Raw genomic sequence first — 18,787 nt, forward strand, 5'->3', positions numbered from 1 at the left:
TTTGTTCAATCGCCTAACGACATCTGTTCGACACCGTTGCAGCCTCACCCAAGCCCTAGATTAAAAGCAGACGCTGTTGGCCACATCAATTCCCTGGTGTGCGTAGTTCGAGCAAGGTAATGTCGTCATCCGATGCGCCTTTTTCTCGATAGCGGTTTAAAACCGGGAGTAATGCCTCCAACGTTTCCCCCTCTCGAACGATCTCCCCCAGTGTTTTGCGTAGGCGTTCTGAATCAAACACTTCGCCATGGGGCGATTGGGTTTCCACAATCCCATCCGAAAAAACATAGAGCCGATCACTGGGAAGCAGGGGGGTGGCTTGGCTGCCTACGTTTACCACATGGGGCTGTACCCCCAGGAAAGTCGCCGTCGAGTGGCTTGGGAAGAGCCACTGGCCCCTGCGCAACAGGCACGCTTCAGGCATGGCGTAATTCCATAGACGCACACGCTCCTGTGCCGGTGAAACTTCAAGAAAATAGGCCGCCATAAAAACGTTGGGGGGGACCCTTTCATATAATTTTCGGTTAATTTCATCTAAAATTTCTTGTGGCGGCAGCCCCTTACGGGTCATGGCGAAAAAAATATCCATCACCATAGGGCCGAGGATCGCCGCAGGAATACCATGCCCGGTACAGTCGCCCAGCAGGACGTGCAGATACCCATCTGGCCGCTGTTCCAACAGCACAATATCACCCGAAGTACGTTCAACGGGGGTAAACAGTGTGCGCAGATAGGGTGCCCGCAACAGCGGGTGTTGGCGCATGGTCAGCAGAATCTCTTCAATGATCTCCCGCTCCCAACTCAATTTTTCCAAACTGGCTGCCAAGTCTCGATAGGCCCGACACAGGGAGAGATGGGTTTTTACTCTGGCCTTGACGGCAATGGGGTTGATGGGTTTGGAAATAAAATCGACCCCGCCCATAGACAATGCGCGGGCTTCGCTTATGGGATCATTCAGCGCGGTAATAAAAATGATGGGGATATTAGATGTATCAGAGCGCTCTTTCAATCGACGGCAAGTTTCAAAACCATCCATGTCCGGCATCATCACATCCAGCAGAATCAGATCTGGCAGAGCACCATTTTCCATGCTTTCCAGCGCCTTTTTCCCGCTCTTAAAGGGCACCACGGAATACCCTTCCCCTAGGACTTCCAAGAGAATGTGCAGATTTTCTGGCGCATCATCTATAATGACGATCTTCGATTTCGTTTCCATAGATCCCATGACCGGCTGGTTGTGTAAGCTGCGACAGGTCATCTCCTTAGCTATTCCGCGCTGTCCGCATACTGTTGGGCCAATTCCTGAAAAGGGTGTTGCAGACGCAAAAAGGCGTCAACCACATTTGGGTCAAAATGCTGCCCGCGCCCTTGTAGAATAATCTCGGTGGCTTGTTCATGGGTAAAGGGGGGTTTGTAAACACGACGACAGATCAGGGCGTCATAGACATCCGCCAGGGCCATCAACCGGCCAGACACGGGGATCTCTCGCCCTGCCAAACCTCTTGGATAACCACTACCGTCCCATTTTTCATGGTGGGTATAAGAAATTTCCGCCGCCACGCGCAAAAACGAATTATCCCCCAGTTCCCGCATCGCCCCGTCCAAGGCCTTCCAACCATAGTCGGCATGGCGTTTCATCTCTTCAAACTCTTCGCGAGTGAGGGTGTCGGGTTTGAGCAAAATATGGTCGGGCACACCGACCTTACCCACATCGTGCAGCGGGGATGATTTATACAAGAGATTGATCATGCCAGGCTCCTGTAACTCCATAAAATCAGGATGATCAATCAATTGTTCTGCCAGCAGACGCACATAGTGCTGGGTACGTTTGATATGCCCCCCTGTCTCTGGATCCCGCGTCTCGGCCAGCGATGCCAAAGCGTTGATGGTCACATCCTGGGTGCGTAACAGCTCACGGGTGCGATTGACCACCAACTCCTCCAGCCGGTCCCGGTGGCTTTTGAGTTCCAAATGGCTGCGCACCCGCGCCTTGACCAGCGCCGGATTGAACGGTTTGCTGATAAAATCCACCCCGCCCACCGTCAGACCACGGACCTCATTCTCTTCATCGTTCAGGGCGGTGATAAACAACACGGGAATATCCCAAGTGGCAGGGTCCGCTTTGAGTTTAAGGCAGACCTCAAACCCATCTAAACCGGGCATCATGACATCCAACAGGATAAGGTCTGGACGGTGCTTGGCGTTGGCGAGCGCGATGGCCTTATGGCCATCCCTTGCGGCGGCAATGGAGTACTCGTCACTCAACGACTCCACCAGAATCCGCAGGTTGGCCGGAGCATCATCCACCACCAAAATTTTTTGTTTCATGGTCATCCCCCGCCTTAACCTGAAACGCCATGATATTATTTGATTCAACTTTCAGTTGTTAACTTAATATCTAAGGCTATTTTCAAATTTGCGCAGCACCCACTGGGGCTACGCCGAGCCCCCACACTCCGCTACTATTTTGGCTGTTTATATTACATTACACGCATATTTAATAAATGACTAGCCATCATTCCTAAAAAAATCACAAACAATGATTAATTTAACCCATTATACTATTTGAAATTTTATTTTTCTATGTAACTTTTCAACTCATTGTAACGCAATCTATCATAATTCAACCCACATATACAAGAACCCTTACCCCCATACGCGTAGAGCGCTACACGCGGCATCGCTGAAATTTGCAATTATATTGGTTTTTGTATTATCAGGCTTTAGTGTTGGATAGGATGTTTTTATTTTTCTCTGCGGCATAAATCCTGTTCAATAGTAACGCTTGTCCTGCATAAGGCCGAGCGGGGCTCCACCTTGCCAAACGCCTTATCCTGTTTGCTCAAGATATTTTCGGCATGAGCCGCCATTCTTAGCGGGCATAGTGCTTCGTTCAGCAAATGGGCATGCTCATGCGTTTAGGCCGCACCGTACCGCACCCAATAAACAGAGTCCCCTTTTTATCCCCCATCTCCATACGGGTTTGCCGACTGGGGCCTTTCTCCCCAGAGCTCTTAGCCTCGGTCCACACCTCGGTGCATGGCGGCACAACCCCCAACACCCCCACGAGCTCGGGCTACGCCTTGCTGCTCTGGTTTAAACCCAAAAGGGGGAGCCTCCGTGGAGGCTCCCCCTTTTTTAGGGTTGTATCACGCTTTAGACCGTCCGCTTAGCCACTGTGGCGGTTGCGCAAGGGCACCACCACCTTGCTCAAGGTGCGCCCCATACGCTGCGCGGTAATCGCCTCCGCCACCCCATACCAAAAGATAATGCGGGCTTGAATCGCCTGAATGGCCGCATCCTCAGCCTCGCGTATCTTGATCGGGTCGCCATCACACAAGGACTCCAACAACTGCATGGAGAGCGGGCCATGATGATCCCCATCCAAATGAATATGCCGCTCCAGATAGTAGTGGAAAATGGGCGCTTGATCGGCACCAATGCTCATCTCTTGCAGCAAGGCTCGAAACATGGGGGGAATGATATGTTCCCGCCCCAGAGCAAAGGCTGCGGCCACCACATGGGGCTTACCAGTTCGAATAAAACCGAAGGTGGTCTGCATAAAGCCCCGTGCAGGCTCTGGCACATCGGCGACTTTAAGGAAGGTTTGCACCCCCTCCTGCCCCACCCGCTGCACAAACTGGCTCACCTGCGCCGTATTGGCCCCAACCTCGCGCATGGCATCCACATAGAGCTGATAGTGGCTGCTGTAGGTGGTTTCACCCCGGGGGCCGGGCAACCCTTCATCACACTCCTCTTCCACCACAATTTCATTAATAAAGCGGGCAAAGGCGGTGTGGGCACGGGGTAGCCACGGCATACCAGAGGGGGCAACATGGTGTTGTAATGTTTTAAGCAGGGACATAAAGTCCCATACCGAATAGACATGGTGTTGCATAAAGAGATGCAGCTCATCCAGGCTCTGTACACGACCATAGACCGGATGCTGGTTAAGCTGCGCCTTTAAGGGCAGAATTCTACCCATGGGAAATGCGCTCATGGGGGGGCCTCTCTTCACTAACGGTAGCGCGCACCCTGCGGCACAGGATGCGTTCCGCAGGGGCGGCATCTATAAGCCTCTGCTGATATTGGTGCTCCATGATGGCTCATCGGTTCCAATTTTGGCAAGCAAAACTTGACAAAGATCAACTCAATGCGCCCCCCTACGCCCTACAGCAGCAGCAGCGTGGCCAACCCCAAAAAGCCCATAAAGCCCACCACATCGGTTACGGTGGTCAACAGCACCGAACCCGAGATGGCAGGATCTTGCCCATACCGGGTAAGCAGCAGGGGCAACCCCCAGCCTGATAGCGCAGCGATGCCCATATTGAGCACCAAGGCCACCCCAATAACCGCCCCCAAGGCGTAATCATGAAACCACACCATGGTGACACCCGCCACCACCACCGCCCACAACACCCCGTTTAAGGTGCCAACCGCCAGCTCTTTCATGGCCAATTGACGGGCATTACTGCTGCTGATGGTACCCAACGAGAGGCCACGAATGACCAAGGCCAGGGTCTGTGAGCCAGTAATTCCGCCCATGCTGGAGACAATGGGCATGAGCACCGCCAGCGCCACAATTTTTTCCAGCGCCCCCTGAAACAGCCCAATCACCCACGAGGCTAAAAAAGCGGTCAATAGATTGATGCCCAACCACACCGCCCGCCGCCGAGCCGAGGGCAAAACAGGGCCAAAGGTGTCATCCAACTCATGCAGGTTGGCCATGTGCATCATCTGCTCATCGGCCATCTGGCGAATCACATCCACCACATCATCAATGCTGATGCGCCCTACCAGCATGCCCAGTTCATCCACCACCGCCACCGAGAGCAGATCTCGCTGTTCAAACAGGCGGGCCACCTCCTCTTCCGAACTATCCCCTTGCACGGCCACCGCATTGCGGTCCATCACACTCTCCACCAGGGTCTCCGGTGGATGGGTCAAAATGGCCGCAAAGCTCACTTTGCCCAGATAAAAGCCCTCCCGGTCCACAATCATCAAGCCATCGCTATTGGTAGGCACATGCTTGAGAAACCGCAAATAACGCTGAATGGTCGCCAAGGTGATGCCGGTGCGTACCGACACCTCATCCACATGCATCAAGCGTCCAGCCGAGCCCTCTTCCCACTCCAAGGTGGCTTCCAGGCGTTGCCGGGCCTTGGGGTCCAACGATTCACGGATCTCATCGGCCAACTCTTCGGGCAGACCGTCCAACAGCTCCACCGCATAGGGTTCTGGCAAAGCGTTGATGGAGGCGGTCAGGGTCTCCAGATCCAAGGTCTCGGTAATGGTGCTCCGCGTGCCCACCTGCATCTCGGAGAGCACATCGGGCATCACCTCGGGATCAATCTCCTCCGCCACCGCCTGCCGCTCAGCCAGGGGCAGACTCTCCAGCAGATCGGCGATCTCGGCAGGAGTGTATAAACGCAGATCGGTATGCAACGCCTCCGTTTGCTCATTAGCCAATTGCTCAAGGGTATGAAAAATCAAGGCATCGGTATTGCTCTGCCCCTCACCCGGGGTCACAATTACCGCTTCAGGAACCTCAACTTCATCCTCTTCTTGTTCGGGACTAAGCCCCTCTACCTGCTCCATGAAGACACCTTTTTTACTTTACTCGCTGACGGGGCTGTCAGGCACGACCAAAACCGCCGCACACCCCCCACATTCACTGCGCCTACACCCCTTACCCCCCCTGTACGGGTGGCGTCACGGCCTGTCGAATGGCCTCGATCAAATCCCGTTTACCCAACGGTTTCACCACATGACCATTGCAACCGGCATTAATACTCTGCTGCCGATACTCCGACAAGGCATGCGCCGTAAGGGCCAAAATGGGGGTTGCCACACGTTGTTGGGCACGTTCCCAGGCACGGATCGCCTGGGTTGCCGCATAACCATCCATGATGGGCATCTCCACATCCATAAGCACCAGATCATAGTGGCCAGTGGTAAACTTAATGAGGGCCTCGGCACCATCCTTGGCTTCATCAATCGCCCAGGGGCAATGTTTTAAAAAGGCTCGAAACAGTACCCGATTCTCCAGGGTATCTTCCGCCAGCAGGATGTTTAACGTAGGCAGGGTGATAACCTCTACCTCCTGAGTCGCCTGCTGAGCCGCCAGCAGATCCCCGGCAGCGACCTCCTTTAATGGCAGCCTGACATAAAAACGGCTACCCTCCCCCAAACGGCTCTGTACCGAAATGGTCCCCCCCATTAATGCCACAATCTGTTTGGTAATGGAGAGCCCCAAACCTGTGCCGCCAAAGCGTCGGCTGATGGTGATATCACTCTGGGAAAACGGCTCAAAGATAATCTGCTGTTTATCCTCTGCAATACCCAAACCGGTATCCCGCACCATCACGCACAGCTGCTGTTCAGCCACGCTTATTTCGAGAGCCACCTCGCCGCTCTGGGTAAATTTAATCGCATTCCCCACCAGATTAACCAATACCTGCCCCAAACGGGTCGGGTCGCTCATCATCCACTGGGGCACTTGGGGCTCCAGCGTCCACTGCAAAGCCAGCCCTTTATCCTTGGCTTTGAAAGAGAGCATCTCCATGGTTTCATGCACCAAGGGGCGCACTTCAACAACGAGGGACTCCAATTCAATCCGCCCAGCCTCTAGGCGTGAAAAATCCAAAATATCGTTAATCAACGCCAGTAAACGTGAACCCGCCCGGTAGATAATATGCACATAGTGCTTTTGATCTTGGTTCAGCTCTTCCCGCTCCAGCAGCTCCGCCAACCCATTAATGGCATGCAAAGGGGTGCGAATTTCATGGCTCATGGCGGCCAAAAACATACTTTTGGTGCGGTTGCTGGACTCGGCCAAGGCCACCATGGCGCGGCTCTGCTCCATGATGGTGCGCTCCCTGCTTTCCATATAACACTCAAAGGTGATCATGCCCAAGCGGTCGACCCAGCGGTTTAACCGGATCAACGCCCACGTAAACAACTCAGGATGATCGGCAAAGCGGCGTTGCAGCAAGGGCAGCAGGGCATCTTTAAGCAGAAACACAAATTGACAGGTCTCCATCGGGCTAAACCCCTGCTCAGCCCGCAGCCCACTCATCTCTCGCAACACAATCACCACATCACCGTAGGCGGGGCAACGGGTATCCTCTAACGGCAAACCCTCAAACAGCGCTACCAAGTGCGCCCAAAGCTGTGCCGCTTGCCGACGCAACTCAGCCTCCCCCGCTTTTTCAAGCTGGCGCATGCCTGCATGGGTAACAATGTGTCTTATCCAGCTCTGCAAAATCTCATCCTGGTGCTCTGCAAGCATCGCCCCCAGCAAAGCATCCTGAGACACCCCATCTTCCCCCTGGTGAATCATCACACACCTCTCTTCAACACAAACCTTGAACGGGTGACAGGCAAGGCCCACCATTGTATGCTTACCAGACTGATTAGCAAACCCATCGTGCCACCCAACCACCCCAAATGTGGTTTTTATCCTGGGCAAATACATCGGCACCCATTGTTAACCCATCCTCGTTGCACAGGTTATCACCATGCTATCCGCCATTCTCCGCCTGCTTTCACAGCCGATATTACGCCATAGCTTGGCTCTCGGCCTGTTTGCCCTCTGTTTTAGTGGCCCGCTGCACGCCCAAGAGCAGCCCAGCCCTACGGGTATCGCACCTAAGCAAATGGAGCTGAGTGCCGAAGAAAAAACCATTCATAAACTTAATGATATCCAAGAAGATCTCAAACTGCGCAAAAGCGAACGGGACCGCCTGATTGGCGCCATCCGCAAAGCCCCCGCTGGGCCTGAAAAACAAGCCCTGGAAGGGGAGCTCGCCCAGATAGAGCAGAGTATTCTAGACCAAAACCGCTCCTTTGATCTGATTATTACCGCTGGCATGGAGTTGGGCAAATTAGACGCCAACCGACAGGAAAAATTTGACTGGCAAAGCGACCTCTTGGAAATTGTTCAGCCCATCATGAGTGAGCTGCGCCAACTCACCGAAAAAAAACGCCGCACCCAAAATCTTAAAAACCGCGTACTCTTTCATACCCAGCAGCTCAAAGTGGCCCAAGCCACCTATGAATCCATAGAAAAGCTACAAACCAAGGGCATGCAGCGAGATACCGCCAAACGCTACAAAGAGGTTCTCCAAGAGTGGCACCAAAAGGTACGGGAACATCAACACCTGTTGGAGGTCAACCAACTGCAACTGGATGAAATGACCCGCGTCAAGGTTGAGGTTGGGGAGAGCTTGGAAGAGAAGTGGCAAGCCTTTTTACAGGGCAGAAGCGCCACCCTAGCCCTCTCGCTGTTCTCCGCGCTGGGCATCTATATTCTGCTTACCCTACCAGTCCGCATGTTCGGCTATTTTTCACGGGGACAGCTCTTTGCGAAACGCTCCCTGCCGGTACGCCTGCTGATGGTCGCCTACCGTTTTATGACTGTGACCGCCGCGATCTTGACCATCTTTATTGTGGTCCATCAACGGGGGGATCGGGTGTTGGAGGGGATCTTTCTGCTGCTCATCTTCGCCCTGATTCTCTCCCTAAAAAGCGCCATCCCCCGCTATATGGAAGAGCTCACCTTGCTACTTAATATCGGGCCGGTGCGTGAAGAGGAGTGGGTGGTGTTTCGGGGCGTACAGTGGCGTGTCGAGGCGCTGGATATCTTTGCCCGCCTCCACAATCCCTACATGTCCCAACCCCGCATGCGGGTCCCCCTTAAAGAGATGTCCAACCTACACTCCCGCCGCCCCCACGACGATGAAAAGTGGTTTCCTTGTCAAAGCGGGGATTATGTTATGCTCTCCGACGGCCAGTTTGGACAGGTTAAATGGATCAGCCCCGAAACGGTCGCACTAAGAATCTCGGGGGGCACCATGCGCAGCTACTCTACCGCTGATTTTCTGTCAGCTGCGCCGAAAAATCTCTCCACCGGCTTTGCCTTGGTGGTGGTTTTTGGCATCGACTACAAACACCAAGCGCTCTGCACCGACGCCATCCCCAAACAGTTGGCTGAGGATGTGGAAACCGGCCTAAAAGCCAAACCCTACGGCATTTTTATCACCCAGGTAGTGGTGGAGTTTGATGAAGCGGCGGCCTCATCTCTGAACTTAAAAATTATCGTCCAGTTTGACGGGGATGTTGCCACAGAGTACTACGCCGCTCAGCGCGCCATCCAGCGCTTGGCGGTGGAGAGCTGTAACCGCCACGGCTGGGAGATTCCCTTCACCCAAGTGACGGTTCACCAAGCAACCTAAGCGGGCAGTGCGGTCCTGAAGCCCCTTTTAAAACCTCAAGAGCCCCTGACCAGACGATGGTCAGGGGCTCCTCCTTATCGCTCGCACCCTCGGCTCGCAGGTTAAATCAGCATCGCCAGCTCTTGGGCATCTGGCTGGCTTTGGAAATAGCTGCGCAGTTTTGCCATAGCCCGCTGCTCGATCTGCCGGACCCGCTCCCCACTAATTTGAAAACGCTGCGCCAACTGCTCGCGGGGCTCGGCATGCTCCCCCATAAAACGTGAGATAATGATCGCCTGTTCCCGCTCATTAAGCTGTTTTAACCCCTGTTTAACCAACCTGCCAAGCCGCTGCTGTTGCTGCGCGCTCTGGAGTTGCAGCTCTTGATTGGGACGCTCATCCTCTAGCAGCTCGATGAGCTCTCCCCCCTCATCAAACAGCGGCTGATTGAGGGAGCTATCGGCACCGGCCAACCGGCTATCCATCTCCAAAATGGTCTGGGCATCGGTCGCAAACTTGACCGCCAGCTCTTCGGCCTCCTGCTGATTGAGGGGGGCCAGCGAGCTTTTGGCTTGGCGCAATTTAAAAAACAGATGCCGCTTGAGCTTGGTTGTCGCCACTTTGACCATGTGTGCGGTGTTTAAGATAAAGTCATGGATCGCCGCCCGGATCCACCAAACGGCATAGGTCGCCAAGCGATTACCACGCTGCGCATCAAATTTTTTCACCGCATGCATCAGCCCAATACTACCCTCCTGCACCAAATCGGGCAGAGAACTGCGATAATAAAGATACTCACGGGCTATCTTGAGCACCAAACGCAGATGGGCATGCACCAATCGGTGGGCCGCCTCCAGATCGTTATGACGACGGTAGTTGGTCGCCAGCTGGTACTCCTCATCCGCACTGAGCATGGGGGCTTGTGCGGCTTGTTTTAAAAAACGCTGAAAACCCTCTTCCCCTTGACCGAGGGCAAGCTCCGCAGGACGGGAAATGGCAACAGACTGGGTCGTCATTTAGGCTCTCCATTGGTTTCGTTGTATCTCTCATTCCTTCTCAATCCAGGCGCACCTACCACGCACCCTTCTTTTCACTCTCTTAGATAAGGCTGCTTCTACGGGGTTTCAAGGGGTCTCCACATTTTTTTACCCCCCCTCCACCATGCGCCTATTTTATTGCCCCGACCAACCCCATGCCACCGACAAAAAAAATCACCCGCCCCCCTTGCATGGCGGGCAAACGCCCCTATTTAACGGCTTAGAGAGGCACTCCAAACCGGGTGCCCACTGAGCAAAACCAACACAAAGCAGGAGACCGACCATGAGCACCTTAATGAGCTACGACCCTTTCCATCGTGTCCGCACGCTGCAAAATGAGTTAAACCGCCTGTTCGATCCCGGCTGGGACGATGGCAACAGCCAGATGGCCAAACTCTCGATGGGGGTAGATATTCGCGAGGATGAGAACCAAATTGTCATCAAGGCCGACCTGCCCGGCATGAGCCAGGAGGCCATTCAGGTCAATGTGGAGCACAACACCTTAACCATCAGCGGTGAACGCACTTTTGGGGATGAGGTCAACCGGGACCGTTACCACCGGGTCGAACGCGCCTATGGACGTTTTAGCCGTTCGTTTCAACTGCCCAACACCACCGACACCGCCAATATTAAAGCCAGCTATGTGAATGGTGTGCTGGAAGTGGCGCTGCCCAAACGGGAGGAATCCAAACCCCGCGCCATCCAGATTGAGGTCCAATGAGGGCAAGCCCGACGCCGCCGCGCTTAAGCCCCAGCGCCAACGCGCGACGGCGCCCCTGAGCGTGAGCGCCACGGCGTGGTCACCCTATCAGGCCCCAGCAAACCGCACACTATAAAAAAAAAGGCCACCCGGAGGGGTGGCCTTTCTTATTTTTTAAAGCAGCTGCAAACGGAATCGCTTAGATAGCGACAACGTTCTCACAAGCAGCCCCTTTTTGACCGGCAACAACGGTGAACTCCACTTTCTGACCTTCGGCCAGGGATTTGAAGCCAGTGGCGTTGATGGCAGAGTGATGCACGAAAGCATCGCCTTTACCGCCGTCACGCTCGATGAAGCCAAAGCCTTTAGTGTCGTTGAACCATTTTACAGTACCGGTTTCGCGCTCAGCCATGATGTAACTCCTACACAAACAGTTTTATGGTATCTGGTGCACTGATGCAGCTGTACCACCAGAGATCAAAAAGCCGCGGCAAGGAGCCTTTTTCAAGGCGAGGCGACAAACCTGGGAGAAACTACTCTTTTCTCAAAGGTATGACCGCCACCAAACGCTACGGTACATTTAATCACGTGGGTAATGTGCTACTCAAACAGCATCCAAACAAATCGAGGTTTCACTATAGGCCGATTGGTGGAAAAAACAAGCGAAAAATAGAGCCCTCGCACAAAATTTTTACCACCCGTTGATTGGTCAGTGCGGCGCTGATCAGACTGCTGACGGCACCGGTACGGTTGTCATAGTTAAACGCCGGGCTTATGTAGCGGTACTCACCAGCCCGGATCATCTCCTTAGCGCGCTCAGTCCAGCGCACCGTGGCATACAGACCTTGCCCCGCCACATATTCCAGCGTCTCAATCCAGCCCGCTGCCGGGGCCGGTTGCCCATTATACTCGGCATGCATCGATTGGTGCTCGTAGTCAACCAACACAGCATCACCCTGGGACTGCACCATAGCGGGATGCCGCAAGCCTATTAAGATGCCAGCTGACGTTAGGAGATTGGCGGGGTTTGGGTGCGTATTAGCGCACAAGGGCGGGTGTGGGGTTGACGCCAATCGCGGGATCGCGCCGTAAAGGTGTTTAATGGCCGTTTAATGGGCCATTTTGGGGATTGGCCGGTGGGGTAGCAGCGTTGCAAAAAGCGCTTAAAAGGGGCAAATCCCGATTGACTGTTTTAGTGGTCACGGGGTGGGCAAATTGGTACTATGGTGGTGAGTCGCCCTGATCGGTGGAAAATCGTCGGGCCACGGGGTTGCCCTCCCATGAGGATGCGGAACCCGATGCGGGAGTGCCAGGCAAGGACCTGGATGGCGTCCCGCCAGTGCGCGACTCAAATCTCACCCTCCACCACATCATAGCGGTTACGGTCGCGCAGCGCATCGAGGGGCATCTGTGTCGCGGTACGCACCGTATTGACGATCTGATGACGCTTTTTCTGGTCATGCGGCGGGGATCTTGCTACGATGAAAAATAGGAATCAGGGCCGTGCTGACAGGCGGAAAATCGCCGGGTCCGCCGGACTACGGACCCTCCCATTGAGGATGAGGCCGTCGATGTGGGAGGTGGCGTCCCACCGGTGCGGCCCCTGATTCTCCACGTCCACCCTCACAGCGTACCCTCCACCAGATCAAAGCGTCCATCATCCTGCAACGCCTGGGTATCGACCATGGTCGCCGTGCGCACCGTGTTGACCACCTGATGTACCACCCGGTCCTCACGTTTGACCTTGGCGCGATAGTCGATCTTAACCACCAGTTTGGCATCCTTCTCCCCCACTGCAACCCTCCCAGCGCAAGCCACCGCGTCCCAGCTTAGCCCCCACCCGGTGGCCACGCCCCCCTTACCTTTAGTAAAACAGGGGGGCATGCACGACGCTCTCCCCCCGTAGGGTTAGAGGGTGTTCATCTCACTATTATCAAAATTACGCCGGTAAAAGGCCATATACTGGCTCTTCCGCTCCAGCGCTTCGATGACCGGAATGGAGAAGTTAACCCCTTCAAAACTCTGAGCACTACCCAGGCCGCCGGGGCTGAACACATTGATCTCCATCAAACGCCCACCCACAATATCCAACCCCACCAGAAACATGCCATCTTTGACCAATTTTGGGCGCACCATCTCCACCACATGCAGCATCTCGGGGGTCACTTCAGCCCGTACCTTTTTACCCCCCACGTGCAGGTTAGAGCGCAGATCCTCCCCGCTGCTCACCCGCCGAAAAGCCGCATAGCGCCCCTTATAACGCAAGGGCAGACCGTTCATGACAAACAGCCGGGTATCCCCAGCGGCAGCCTCGGGCATATATTGCTGGGCGATCAGATAACCGTCCCGCGCGACCCCCTCCACAATCTGGTTCAGGTTGGACATATCTCCCGAACGCACCAAAAACACCCCCTTACCCCCAGAGCCTTGCAGCGGCTTGACCACAATGGCGCTATTCATCTCCTTAGCAAAGGCGCGAATCTCACTTTTACACCGGGTAATAATGGTGGGAGGGCGCACCTCTTCGGGAAAGGTCTGCAAATACATTTTGTTCATGGCCCGCGACAGCCCGTTGGGATCATTGACCACAATCACCCCGTGGCGGGTCGCCAGTCGCCCAAACTGTATACCCACATCCCGCGCCCAAGGCCGCAGATCTTCATTGGAGGGGTCGCTACGTAGCATCAACACATCCAGATCGCTCACACAAATGCGCTGGGTAAACGGTTTTTTGGCCTGAATGTCCGCCAAAAAATTCTTGAGCGTCTTATAGCCCGCCTTCGGGTGCCCATAGCCGGTGGCATAGACCTTTTCATCGGACGCATAAAGGAAATCATCGGCCTGGATATACCAAACCTCATGCCCCCGATTAACCGCTGTCATGGCCAGACGCGTGGTGGTATAGCCAACCTCCTCTGTTTGGATATGGTTAACCATAAATCCAATTTTCATCACATCCACTCCTTATCGAGCCAATTTTCCAGCGACCATCCCTGTTCCTGCAATAGCGCCAAGCGTTCCTGCACCTGCGGTTTTTCTAAAAAATGGGGCAATAATGCCGCCCCATGCAACATGCCACGCCAGCGCAGCTCCCGTATCATCGGTAGATGCTCAAGCCCCATCTTGCCCACCCAAAACAGCTCATCCAGCCCCTTCTCCTGCACATGCTTAACCACCGCCAAAAAGCCGGGCAGATAGAGGGCATCCTTGGTCAAGCCTCCCCCACGAAATACCCGCATGGTGATTAAAAAAGCCTGCTGCTTGTTAAACCCATACTGCTCGACCAAGTCAGTGTAGACCTGCGCAAAGCGCTCCCCTTGTAACATGCCCTCAACCGCCACCACCCGCGCCGCCAGCGTTCGCACCCGCGCTTGGGTTAAGCCCCCTGCCAGATACTCCGACAGCACCGCCAACCCCTCCTGGAACGCCTCGTAACCCGCCAACCCCACCGACAGCAGCCGCATAGGCTGTTGGCGCCCGTTGTAATTGGTCAGAACATGTACACCAACTTCATGATTAATCAAGGCTTCTAGTCGCCACGCCGGTATGCGTGTATCACTACCCACAAAAAGCTCATCCCCCGACACCATAAGCCCTGCGGGCAGGTCATCCACCCGCTTAACCCGCCCCTTAAAGCCCGCGTTTTTGGCATGATAATAGGCAAAACAGGCCTCCACATGCTCCACCACCGTCTGCACCGGTAAGCCGCGACTCTCCCGTTCGGGGAGAGCGCGAGCAGCCAAAATCTGCCGCGCCATCTGGATCGTCTTGGCCGAGGGCGCCCCAAAGAGCTGTACACTGCCATGCACAAAACGGGGGGTATCCACATCCACCAACAGGGAGATCATACGGTCCAGCTCTTCCTGCTTTTCCCGGAGCAGATAGGCCAGCGCCGGATCGTTCACCTTCTCGATGGGAATGGCAAAAAGCGCCCGCTTCATCACCGCCAGATCAAAGGGCACGGGCCGATATTGAAAAACCGGCGTGGTGGAACACCCCTCTTTATTAAACTGCCGCATCGCCTGAGGCGTATTGGTGGGGGTGACTTGGTAGAGATAATCCACATGCTCACTCAACCCCGCCAACTGGCGGTCCACCCACAGCGCTGTTTTACTCCAACGACGCGGCCCCAACCGGTGAAAGTGGGGAAACCGCACCGAGGTTTCATCCATACTAAAACGAAACACCGTCTGCCGAATGGCATAACCCAACGCCCGCCGCAACTGACGCACCATCTGCGGAGCCGCCATGTAGGCGATATCCTGCTCAAACATCTGATAAACGGGGGGGAGCGCCAGACCGAGCCGGTAGACCTTATCCTGACACGCCTCATCCACCTCCAACGCAGGAAAATTGGGGGTGTGGACCACCCCCTTTTTTACCTTGAGCTGGGTTTGAAACTTACGCCCCTTAATCGCCATGGTGGCCAAACGACGCTCTAGGGTGGCCACAAACGGGCTGCGGGCGGTGGCGGCACTGCTGACAATCTCAACCTTGGTGCGGGGCAAACCCTTTTCGTCCACCTCACCATGAGACTGCGCCCACACCTCCAACACCAAAATCGCCCCAAACCGCGCCACACTGCGCGCCACCACCTGACGAAACCAACCCCGCGCCTCAACCCCACAACCACGCTGATGGCCCACCACCATAAAGGCGGCCTCACCCTCTAACAGGTAGCGGGTGCCAGGATCAGGACGATGGGGGATGCGATAGAGGATCAAAAAGGGGAGAGGACGTTCTAGGTAGAGTCGGCCATCCTGCTTTAAACAGATATCCACCCGCCCTTCAGCCAGCCGATTGGGCTGCTCTGTTGGGTTAAGCAAGGCGGGGGGCTGCTTTTTTTTCATCAGAATCCACTACTCCATGGGACGCTGTTCCTGCATCGAGGCCAAATGGCGGAAGAGACTGGGTAGTGTTGCGGATAAAGCCTGCCCAATCTGTTGGAACAAAGCTTCATCTTTTAAGCCCGTCCACTCATCCATAAAAAATTTCTTGACCTCAATGGAGATAACACAAGCCGCAAACGGAAAACGACTATGGATCCAGCGGGCCATTTCACCCCCCTGGAATTTCTGGTTTTCTCGTACATCCAACATGCGCCCATTGAAATCAAACTGCCGCAGATCCTGCATAAACTCAGCAAGCAGCGGCTCCCACATCGCCCGGTTCGACAGGGTACCCGTGCCAATATTAATCTCGGGATTATGCAGGGGATCATCCACCGGTGCCTGCATCCCCCCACGACGGTGGTTGTAGCTATGGATATCCAACACCACAAAATAGCCCCAGCGCTGCTCCATCAAGCCCAATAACGACTCTAATGTGCTGTAGAAGGCGTTGTAAAGATGCATATTAGCCAGCACTTGCGCCCGCGTTGGCGGCTCGTGCCAGAGATCCAGCCCCCAGGCGTGTTCCGGCTGCCGATAGACCGCCCGCAGGCGATCGCGGTTGAGATCCAGATCAAAACGGGAGCGGTTGACCACAATCCGGCTGGGGGCGATCTCGGCCCAAGTACCGGTAAAGGGGTCCTCTTCCCGTAGGCGACTGGCATTGGTGAGCGCGCTGTTATGCTGGGCTTGCTGCGACAAACCGTGACCTTGGTGGATGGCGGTGGCTAAAATGGGGCTATCTTCAATATGCATATCCCATAGCGGACCCTGATTAAACGAGCTTTGACACCCTTCGCTACAGGCCATATTGGCGCGTTCCATATCTGCCACCCCCACCCGATCAAGGCACGTTTACCTTACTGCTTGGGCTCTTCCGACGGAGGCATCATCTCTTCGCTGGGGGGAAAATGCCCTTCGCGCTGCATCAGCGAATCCAAGGAGTCGGGATTGACATCCGGAATATCAGGACGGGCTGGAGCCATCATCTCTTGATTAGGCTCGGAGACGGGGTCCATACTCTTCAAGCACTCTTGAATGTAGGCCCCCATATTGTCGGGAGAGACTTGATCTTCCTGACCATACTGGGTGCAGAGACGCAATTTCTCTGCTTCAATGCTTTCATCTTGGGCAATGGCGGGGGTGATGGCCAGCGTCACGCAAACCAGCGAAACCGCACCGATGAGGATTGTCTTGGTGTTTTTCATGGATCTCTCCACCCTTCATGCCACAGAGCAGAGGGGCTTTGCTCCCACGCATCTGCTGGCCACACGGTTGTTGATGGCCTATACATAGAGCTAAAAGGGCGCTGGGTCCAACTCAAGTTTTTTGTTCAATTGATTGAATTTATTTGATAAATTAAATAGATAGAAACGATTAAAAAAATGTTATAGTGTGGGGCTCCAAAAGGGGGGCTTGATTCCCTTTTATCCGGGGGGCAAGGGTGTACCTGTGGAAAGTACGAAGGGTGCCATTATAAGTGGACATTGATCAATTAAGGACCTTTTTAGAGGTCAATCGTACACGCCACTTTGGGCGGGCCTCGCAAAATCTGTTTGTGACTCAGTCGGCCATCAGCTCACGCATTAAGCAGCTTGAGGAGGAGCTCTCCATCAAGCTGTTTACCCGTGCCCGCAACGATATTCAGCTCACGGTTGCGGGCAAGCGTTTTCTTAAAACCGCTGAGATGATTGTCAGCATGTGGGAACAGGCCCGCCATAGCATTCAGCTTTCTAATGAAGACAAGCCCATGTTGGTGGTGGGGGGCATACCCAGTTTGTGGGAGATTATTCTCAAGGATTGGGTGTTGGACATACACCAGAGCCACCCCGAGCTTATTTTAAGCTGTGACAGCGAACCGGCCCAAAGCATTATTCAACGGGTATTGGGTAAAACACTGGATTTGGGCTTTGTCTACACCTCACAAAAGCTGGTGGAGTTGGAACAGATTGAGATCACCCCCTTGCAGCTGATTATGGTGAGTGACCGCCCTGAGCTAACCCCGCAGCAGGCGATTAAATACCGCTACCATTTTGTGGATTGGGGGCAATCCTTTGGGGTCGCCCATGCCCGTTGGTTTCCTGAGCTACCGCACCCTTTTCTGCGGCTTGGCTGGGGGGGCATGGCCTTGGAGTCTTTGGTCAAATATGGGGGGGTTGCCTACCTGCCCGATCTTATGGTGCGGGAATTTTTACAGCGAGGGGCACTCTTTCCCGTTCAAGAGGCCCCTACTTTTAGCCGTCAGGTCTACGCCATCTTTCGCGAAGAGCACCCGTTAAAGGGGTTCATTTTGCAACTCTTAGAGAAGCTCCAACCCGGCCATGCGTAGGGCAAGCTTGCGGCGTCTCTGTGTGTGGGTTAGATTTCGCTTAGTGCGGGAATGGGGGTCGGTCGGCCTTCGTCATCCAGAGCAACAAATTTAAAGTGGGCCTGGGTCACTTTAACCCGTTCCCCGATGCGGTCACGACGTGCCCATGCTTCCACTTGGATGGTCATCGAGGTACGCCCTACGGTGACCACTTGGGTATAGACGCATAGGTCGTCGCCCACCCGCACGGGTTGAATAAAGCTCATGGCATCCACGGCCACCGTCACCACCCGCCGCCTTGCCCGTTGCCCGGCACAGATACCGGCGGCCAAGTCCATTTGGGACATCACCCAGCCCCCAAAAATATCCCCCGACGGATTGGTATCGGCGGGCATCGCCAGGGTACGTATGGTCAATTCACTCGGCAGTTCACCTTGCATGCGCAGGGCTCCTTAAATGGGGTAAAAAAAACAAAAATATCTCCGCACCGACAAGAGGCCCTTTTCAACCCTTAGTACGGGGCTCAAAAGCCCGCATGGAATGCGCACGCCACAAGACGATCCTCGCACCAAGGAATTGACAAGCCTTACAGGATTATAACGCCATCGCGGCACGAACGTCATTATCTAAACCACTGT

17 protein-coding genes are annotated in these 18,787 nt (G+C 54.6%); 3 read left to right on the top strand and 14 right to left on the bottom strand.

Translation table 11 applies throughout. The features are described 5' to 3' along the window. Window positions 1-85: 85 nt before the first annotated feature. The 5 genes from MMC1_RS22455 to MMC1_RS15755 all read right to left on the bottom strand — a co-directional run bounded on the left by MMC1_RS22455 (window position 86) and on the right by MMC1_RS15755 (window position 7,342). Window positions 86-1,216 (bottom strand): PP2C family protein-serine/threonine phosphatase, encoded by a 1,131-nt coding sequence (locus MMC1_RS22455; protein WP_160162723.1) that lies wholly within the window; start codon window positions 1,214-1,216, stop codon window positions 86-88. A 50-nt stretch (window positions 1,217-1,266) separates the two neighbouring features. Then, window positions 1,267-2,328 carry a response regulator gene (locus MMC1_RS15740; RefSeq protein ID WP_011714626.1) on the bottom strand — a complete coding sequence of 354 codons (1,062 nt, stop codon included), beginning with the start codon at window positions 2,326-2,328 and terminating at the stop codon, window positions 1,267-1,269. Window positions 2,329-3,169: 841 nt separating this feature from the next. Further along, entirely contained in the window at window positions 3,170-4,000 is an 831-nt protein-coding gene (locus MMC1_RS15745) for a DUF3050 domain-containing protein (RefSeq protein ID WP_049757704.1), read from the bottom strand. A 170-nt stretch (window positions 4,001-4,170) separates the two neighbouring features. Beyond that, window positions 4,171-5,598: a magnesium transporter gene (gene mgtE, locus MMC1_RS15750; protein WP_011714628.1), complete on the bottom strand. Its 1,428-nt coding sequence runs from the start codon at window positions 5,596-5,598 to the stop codon at window positions 4,171-4,173. A 91-nt stretch (window positions 5,599-5,689) separates the two neighbouring features. Further along, on the bottom strand, window positions 5,690-7,342 hold the full coding sequence (locus MMC1_RS15755) for an ATP-binding protein (protein ID WP_011714629.1): 1,653 nt from the start codon (window positions 7,340-7,342) through the stop codon (window positions 5,690-5,692). Between the two features lie 178 nt (window positions 7,343-7,520). Here MMC1_RS15755 and MMC1_RS20525 point away from each other — a divergent pair, with 178 nt between their 5' ends. After that, the gene (locus MMC1_RS20525) at window positions 7,521-9,236 is read left to right on the top strand and encodes a mechanosensitive ion channel (protein WP_011714630.1); all 1,716 of its coding nucleotides are present in this window, start codon (window positions 7,521-7,523) and stop codon (window positions 9,234-9,236) included. Between the two features lie 101 nt (window positions 9,237-9,337). On the opposite strand, the gene MMC1_RS15765 is transcribed toward MMC1_RS20525, so the two are convergent. Further along, window positions 9,338-10,231 carry an RNA polymerase factor sigma-32 gene (locus MMC1_RS15765; protein ID WP_011714631.1) on the bottom strand — a complete coding sequence of 298 codons (894 nt, stop codon included), beginning with the start codon at window positions 10,229-10,231 and terminating at the stop codon, window positions 9,338-9,340. A 304-nt stretch (window positions 10,232-10,535) separates the two neighbouring features. On the opposite strand from MMC1_RS15765, the gene MMC1_RS15770 reads away from it, so the two are divergent. Next, window positions 10,536-10,973, top strand: a complete 438-nt coding sequence (locus MMC1_RS15770; protein WP_011714632.1) for an Hsp20/alpha crystallin family protein — start codon at window positions 10,536-10,538, stop codon at window positions 10,971-10,973. Between the two features lie 178 nt (window positions 10,974-11,151). Here the strand turns inward: MMC1_RS15770 and MMC1_RS15775 are convergent, their stop codons facing one another. The 7 genes from MMC1_RS15775 to MMC1_RS15810 form a co-directional block, all read right to left on the bottom strand. Continuing rightward, window positions 11,152-11,364 carry a cold-shock protein gene (locus tag MMC1_RS15775; protein WP_011714633.1) on the bottom strand — a complete coding sequence of 71 codons (213 nt, stop codon included), beginning with the start codon at window positions 11,362-11,364 and terminating at the stop codon, window positions 11,152-11,154. A 223-nt stretch (window positions 11,365-11,587) separates the two neighbouring features. After that, window positions 11,588-11,923, bottom strand: coding sequence for a phage protease (locus MMC1_RS15780; protein ID WP_011714634.1), 336 nt, complete (start codon window positions 11,921-11,923; stop codon window positions 11,588-11,590). Between the two features lie 652 nt (window positions 11,924-12,575). Next, window positions 12,576-12,746: a hypothetical protein gene (locus tag MMC1_RS21975; protein WP_160162724.1), complete on the bottom strand. Its 171-nt coding sequence runs from the start codon at window positions 12,744-12,746 to the stop codon at window positions 12,576-12,578. A 114-nt stretch (window positions 12,747-12,860) separates the two neighbouring features. Beyond that, window positions 12,861-13,904, bottom strand: coding sequence for a glutathione synthase (locus MMC1_RS15795; RefSeq protein WP_011714637.1), 1,044 nt, complete (start codon window positions 13,902-13,904; stop codon window positions 12,861-12,863). Further along, a complete protein-coding gene (locus tag MMC1_RS15800; protein ID WP_011714638.1) occupies window positions 13,904-15,802 on the bottom strand; it encodes a flavohemoglobin expression-modulating QEGLA motif protein in 1,899 nt (632 codons plus the stop codon). The genes MMC1_RS15795 and MMC1_RS15800 overlap by 1 nt, the downstream gene beginning before the upstream one ends. A 9-nt stretch (window positions 15,803-15,811) precedes the next feature. Next, window positions 15,812-16,666 carry an N-formylglutamate amidohydrolase gene (locus MMC1_RS15805; protein ID WP_011714639.1) on the bottom strand — a complete coding sequence of 285 codons (855 nt, stop codon included), beginning with the start codon at window positions 16,664-16,666 and terminating at the stop codon, window positions 15,812-15,814. Between the two features lie 35 nt (window positions 16,667-16,701). Next, the gene (locus MMC1_RS15810; protein ID WP_011714640.1) at window positions 16,702-17,049 is read right to left on the bottom strand and encodes a hypothetical protein; all 348 of its coding nucleotides are present in this window, start codon (window positions 17,047-17,049) and stop codon (window positions 16,702-16,704) included. A 272-nt stretch (window positions 17,050-17,321) separates the two neighbouring features. Here MMC1_RS15810 and MMC1_RS15815 point away from each other — a divergent pair, with 272 nt between their 5' ends. Continuing rightward, the gene (locus MMC1_RS15815) at window positions 17,322-18,170 is read left to right on the top strand and encodes a LysR family transcriptional regulator (protein ID WP_011714641.1); all 849 of its coding nucleotides are present in this window, start codon (window positions 17,322-17,324) and stop codon (window positions 18,168-18,170) included. A 29-nt stretch (window positions 18,171-18,199) separates the two neighbouring features. Here MMC1_RS15815 and MMC1_RS15820 read toward each other — a convergent pair whose 3' ends face one another. After that, window positions 18,200-18,589, bottom strand: coding sequence for an acyl-CoA thioesterase (locus MMC1_RS15820; RefSeq protein ID WP_011714642.1), 390 nt, complete (start codon window positions 18,587-18,589; stop codon window positions 18,200-18,202). Window positions 18,590-18,787: the final 198 nt, after the last annotated feature.

It is taken from the genome of Magnetococcus marinus MC-1 (genome assembly GCF_000014865.1).
Lineage (GTDB): Bacteria > Pseudomonadota > Magnetococcia > Magnetococcales > Magnetococcaceae > Magnetococcus > Magnetococcus marinus.

Coding starts and splice junctions, on each gene's coding strand:
- MMC1_RS15805 (WP_011714639.1), bottom strand. CDS start 16,666: ATGGAACGCGCCAATATGGCCTGTAGCGAAGGGTGTCAAAGCTCGTTT.
- MMC1_RS15800 (WP_011714638.1), bottom strand. CDS start 15,802: ATGAAAAAAAAGCAGCCCCCCGCCTTGCTTAACCCAACAGAGCAGCCC.
- MMC1_RS15775 (WP_011714633.1), bottom strand. CDS start 11,364: ATGGCTGAGCGCGAAACCGGTACTGTAAAATGGTTCAACGACACTAAA.
- MMC1_RS15795 (WP_011714637.1), bottom strand. CDS start 13,904: ATGAAAATTGGATTTATGGTTAACCATATCCAAACAGAGGAGGTTGGC.
- MMC1_RS15810 (WP_011714640.1), bottom strand. CDS start 17,049: ATGAAAAACACCAAGACAATCCTCATCGGTGCGGTTTCGCTGGTTTGC.
- MMC1_RS22455 (WP_160162723.1), bottom strand. CDS start 1,216: ATGGAAACGAAATCGAAGATCGTCATTATAGATGATGCGCCAGAAAAT.
- mgtE (WP_011714628.1), bottom strand. CDS start 5,598: ATGGAGCAGGTAGAGGGGCTTAGTCCCGAACAAGAAGAGGATGAAGTT.
- MMC1_RS15740 (WP_011714626.1), bottom strand. CDS start 2,328: ATGAAACAAAAAATTTTGGTGGTGGATGATGCTCCGGCCAACCTGCGG.
- MMC1_RS20525 (WP_011714630.1), top strand. CDS start 7,521: ATGCTATCCGCCATTCTCCGCCTGCTTTCACAGCCGATATTACGCCAT.
- MMC1_RS15765 (WP_011714631.1), bottom strand. CDS start 10,231: ATGACGACCCAGTCTGTTGCCATTTCCCGTCCTGCGGAGCTTGCCCTC.
- MMC1_RS15780 (WP_011714634.1), bottom strand. CDS start 11,923: ATGGTGCAGTCCCAGGGTGATGCTGTGTTGGTTGACTACGAGCACCAA.
- MMC1_RS15745 (WP_049757704.1), bottom strand. CDS start 4,000: ATGAGCGCATTTCCCATGGGTAGAATTCTGCCCTTAAAGGCGCAGCTT.
- MMC1_RS15820 (WP_011714642.1), bottom strand. CDS start 18,589: ATGCAAGGTGAACTGCCGAGTGAATTGACCATACGTACCCTGGCGATG.
- MMC1_RS15770 (WP_011714632.1), top strand. CDS start 10,536: ATGAGCACCTTAATGAGCTACGACCCTTTCCATCGTGTCCGCACGCTG.
- MMC1_RS15755 (WP_011714629.1), bottom strand. CDS start 7,342: ATGATTCACCAGGGGGAAGATGGGGTGTCTCAGGATGCTTTGCTGGGG.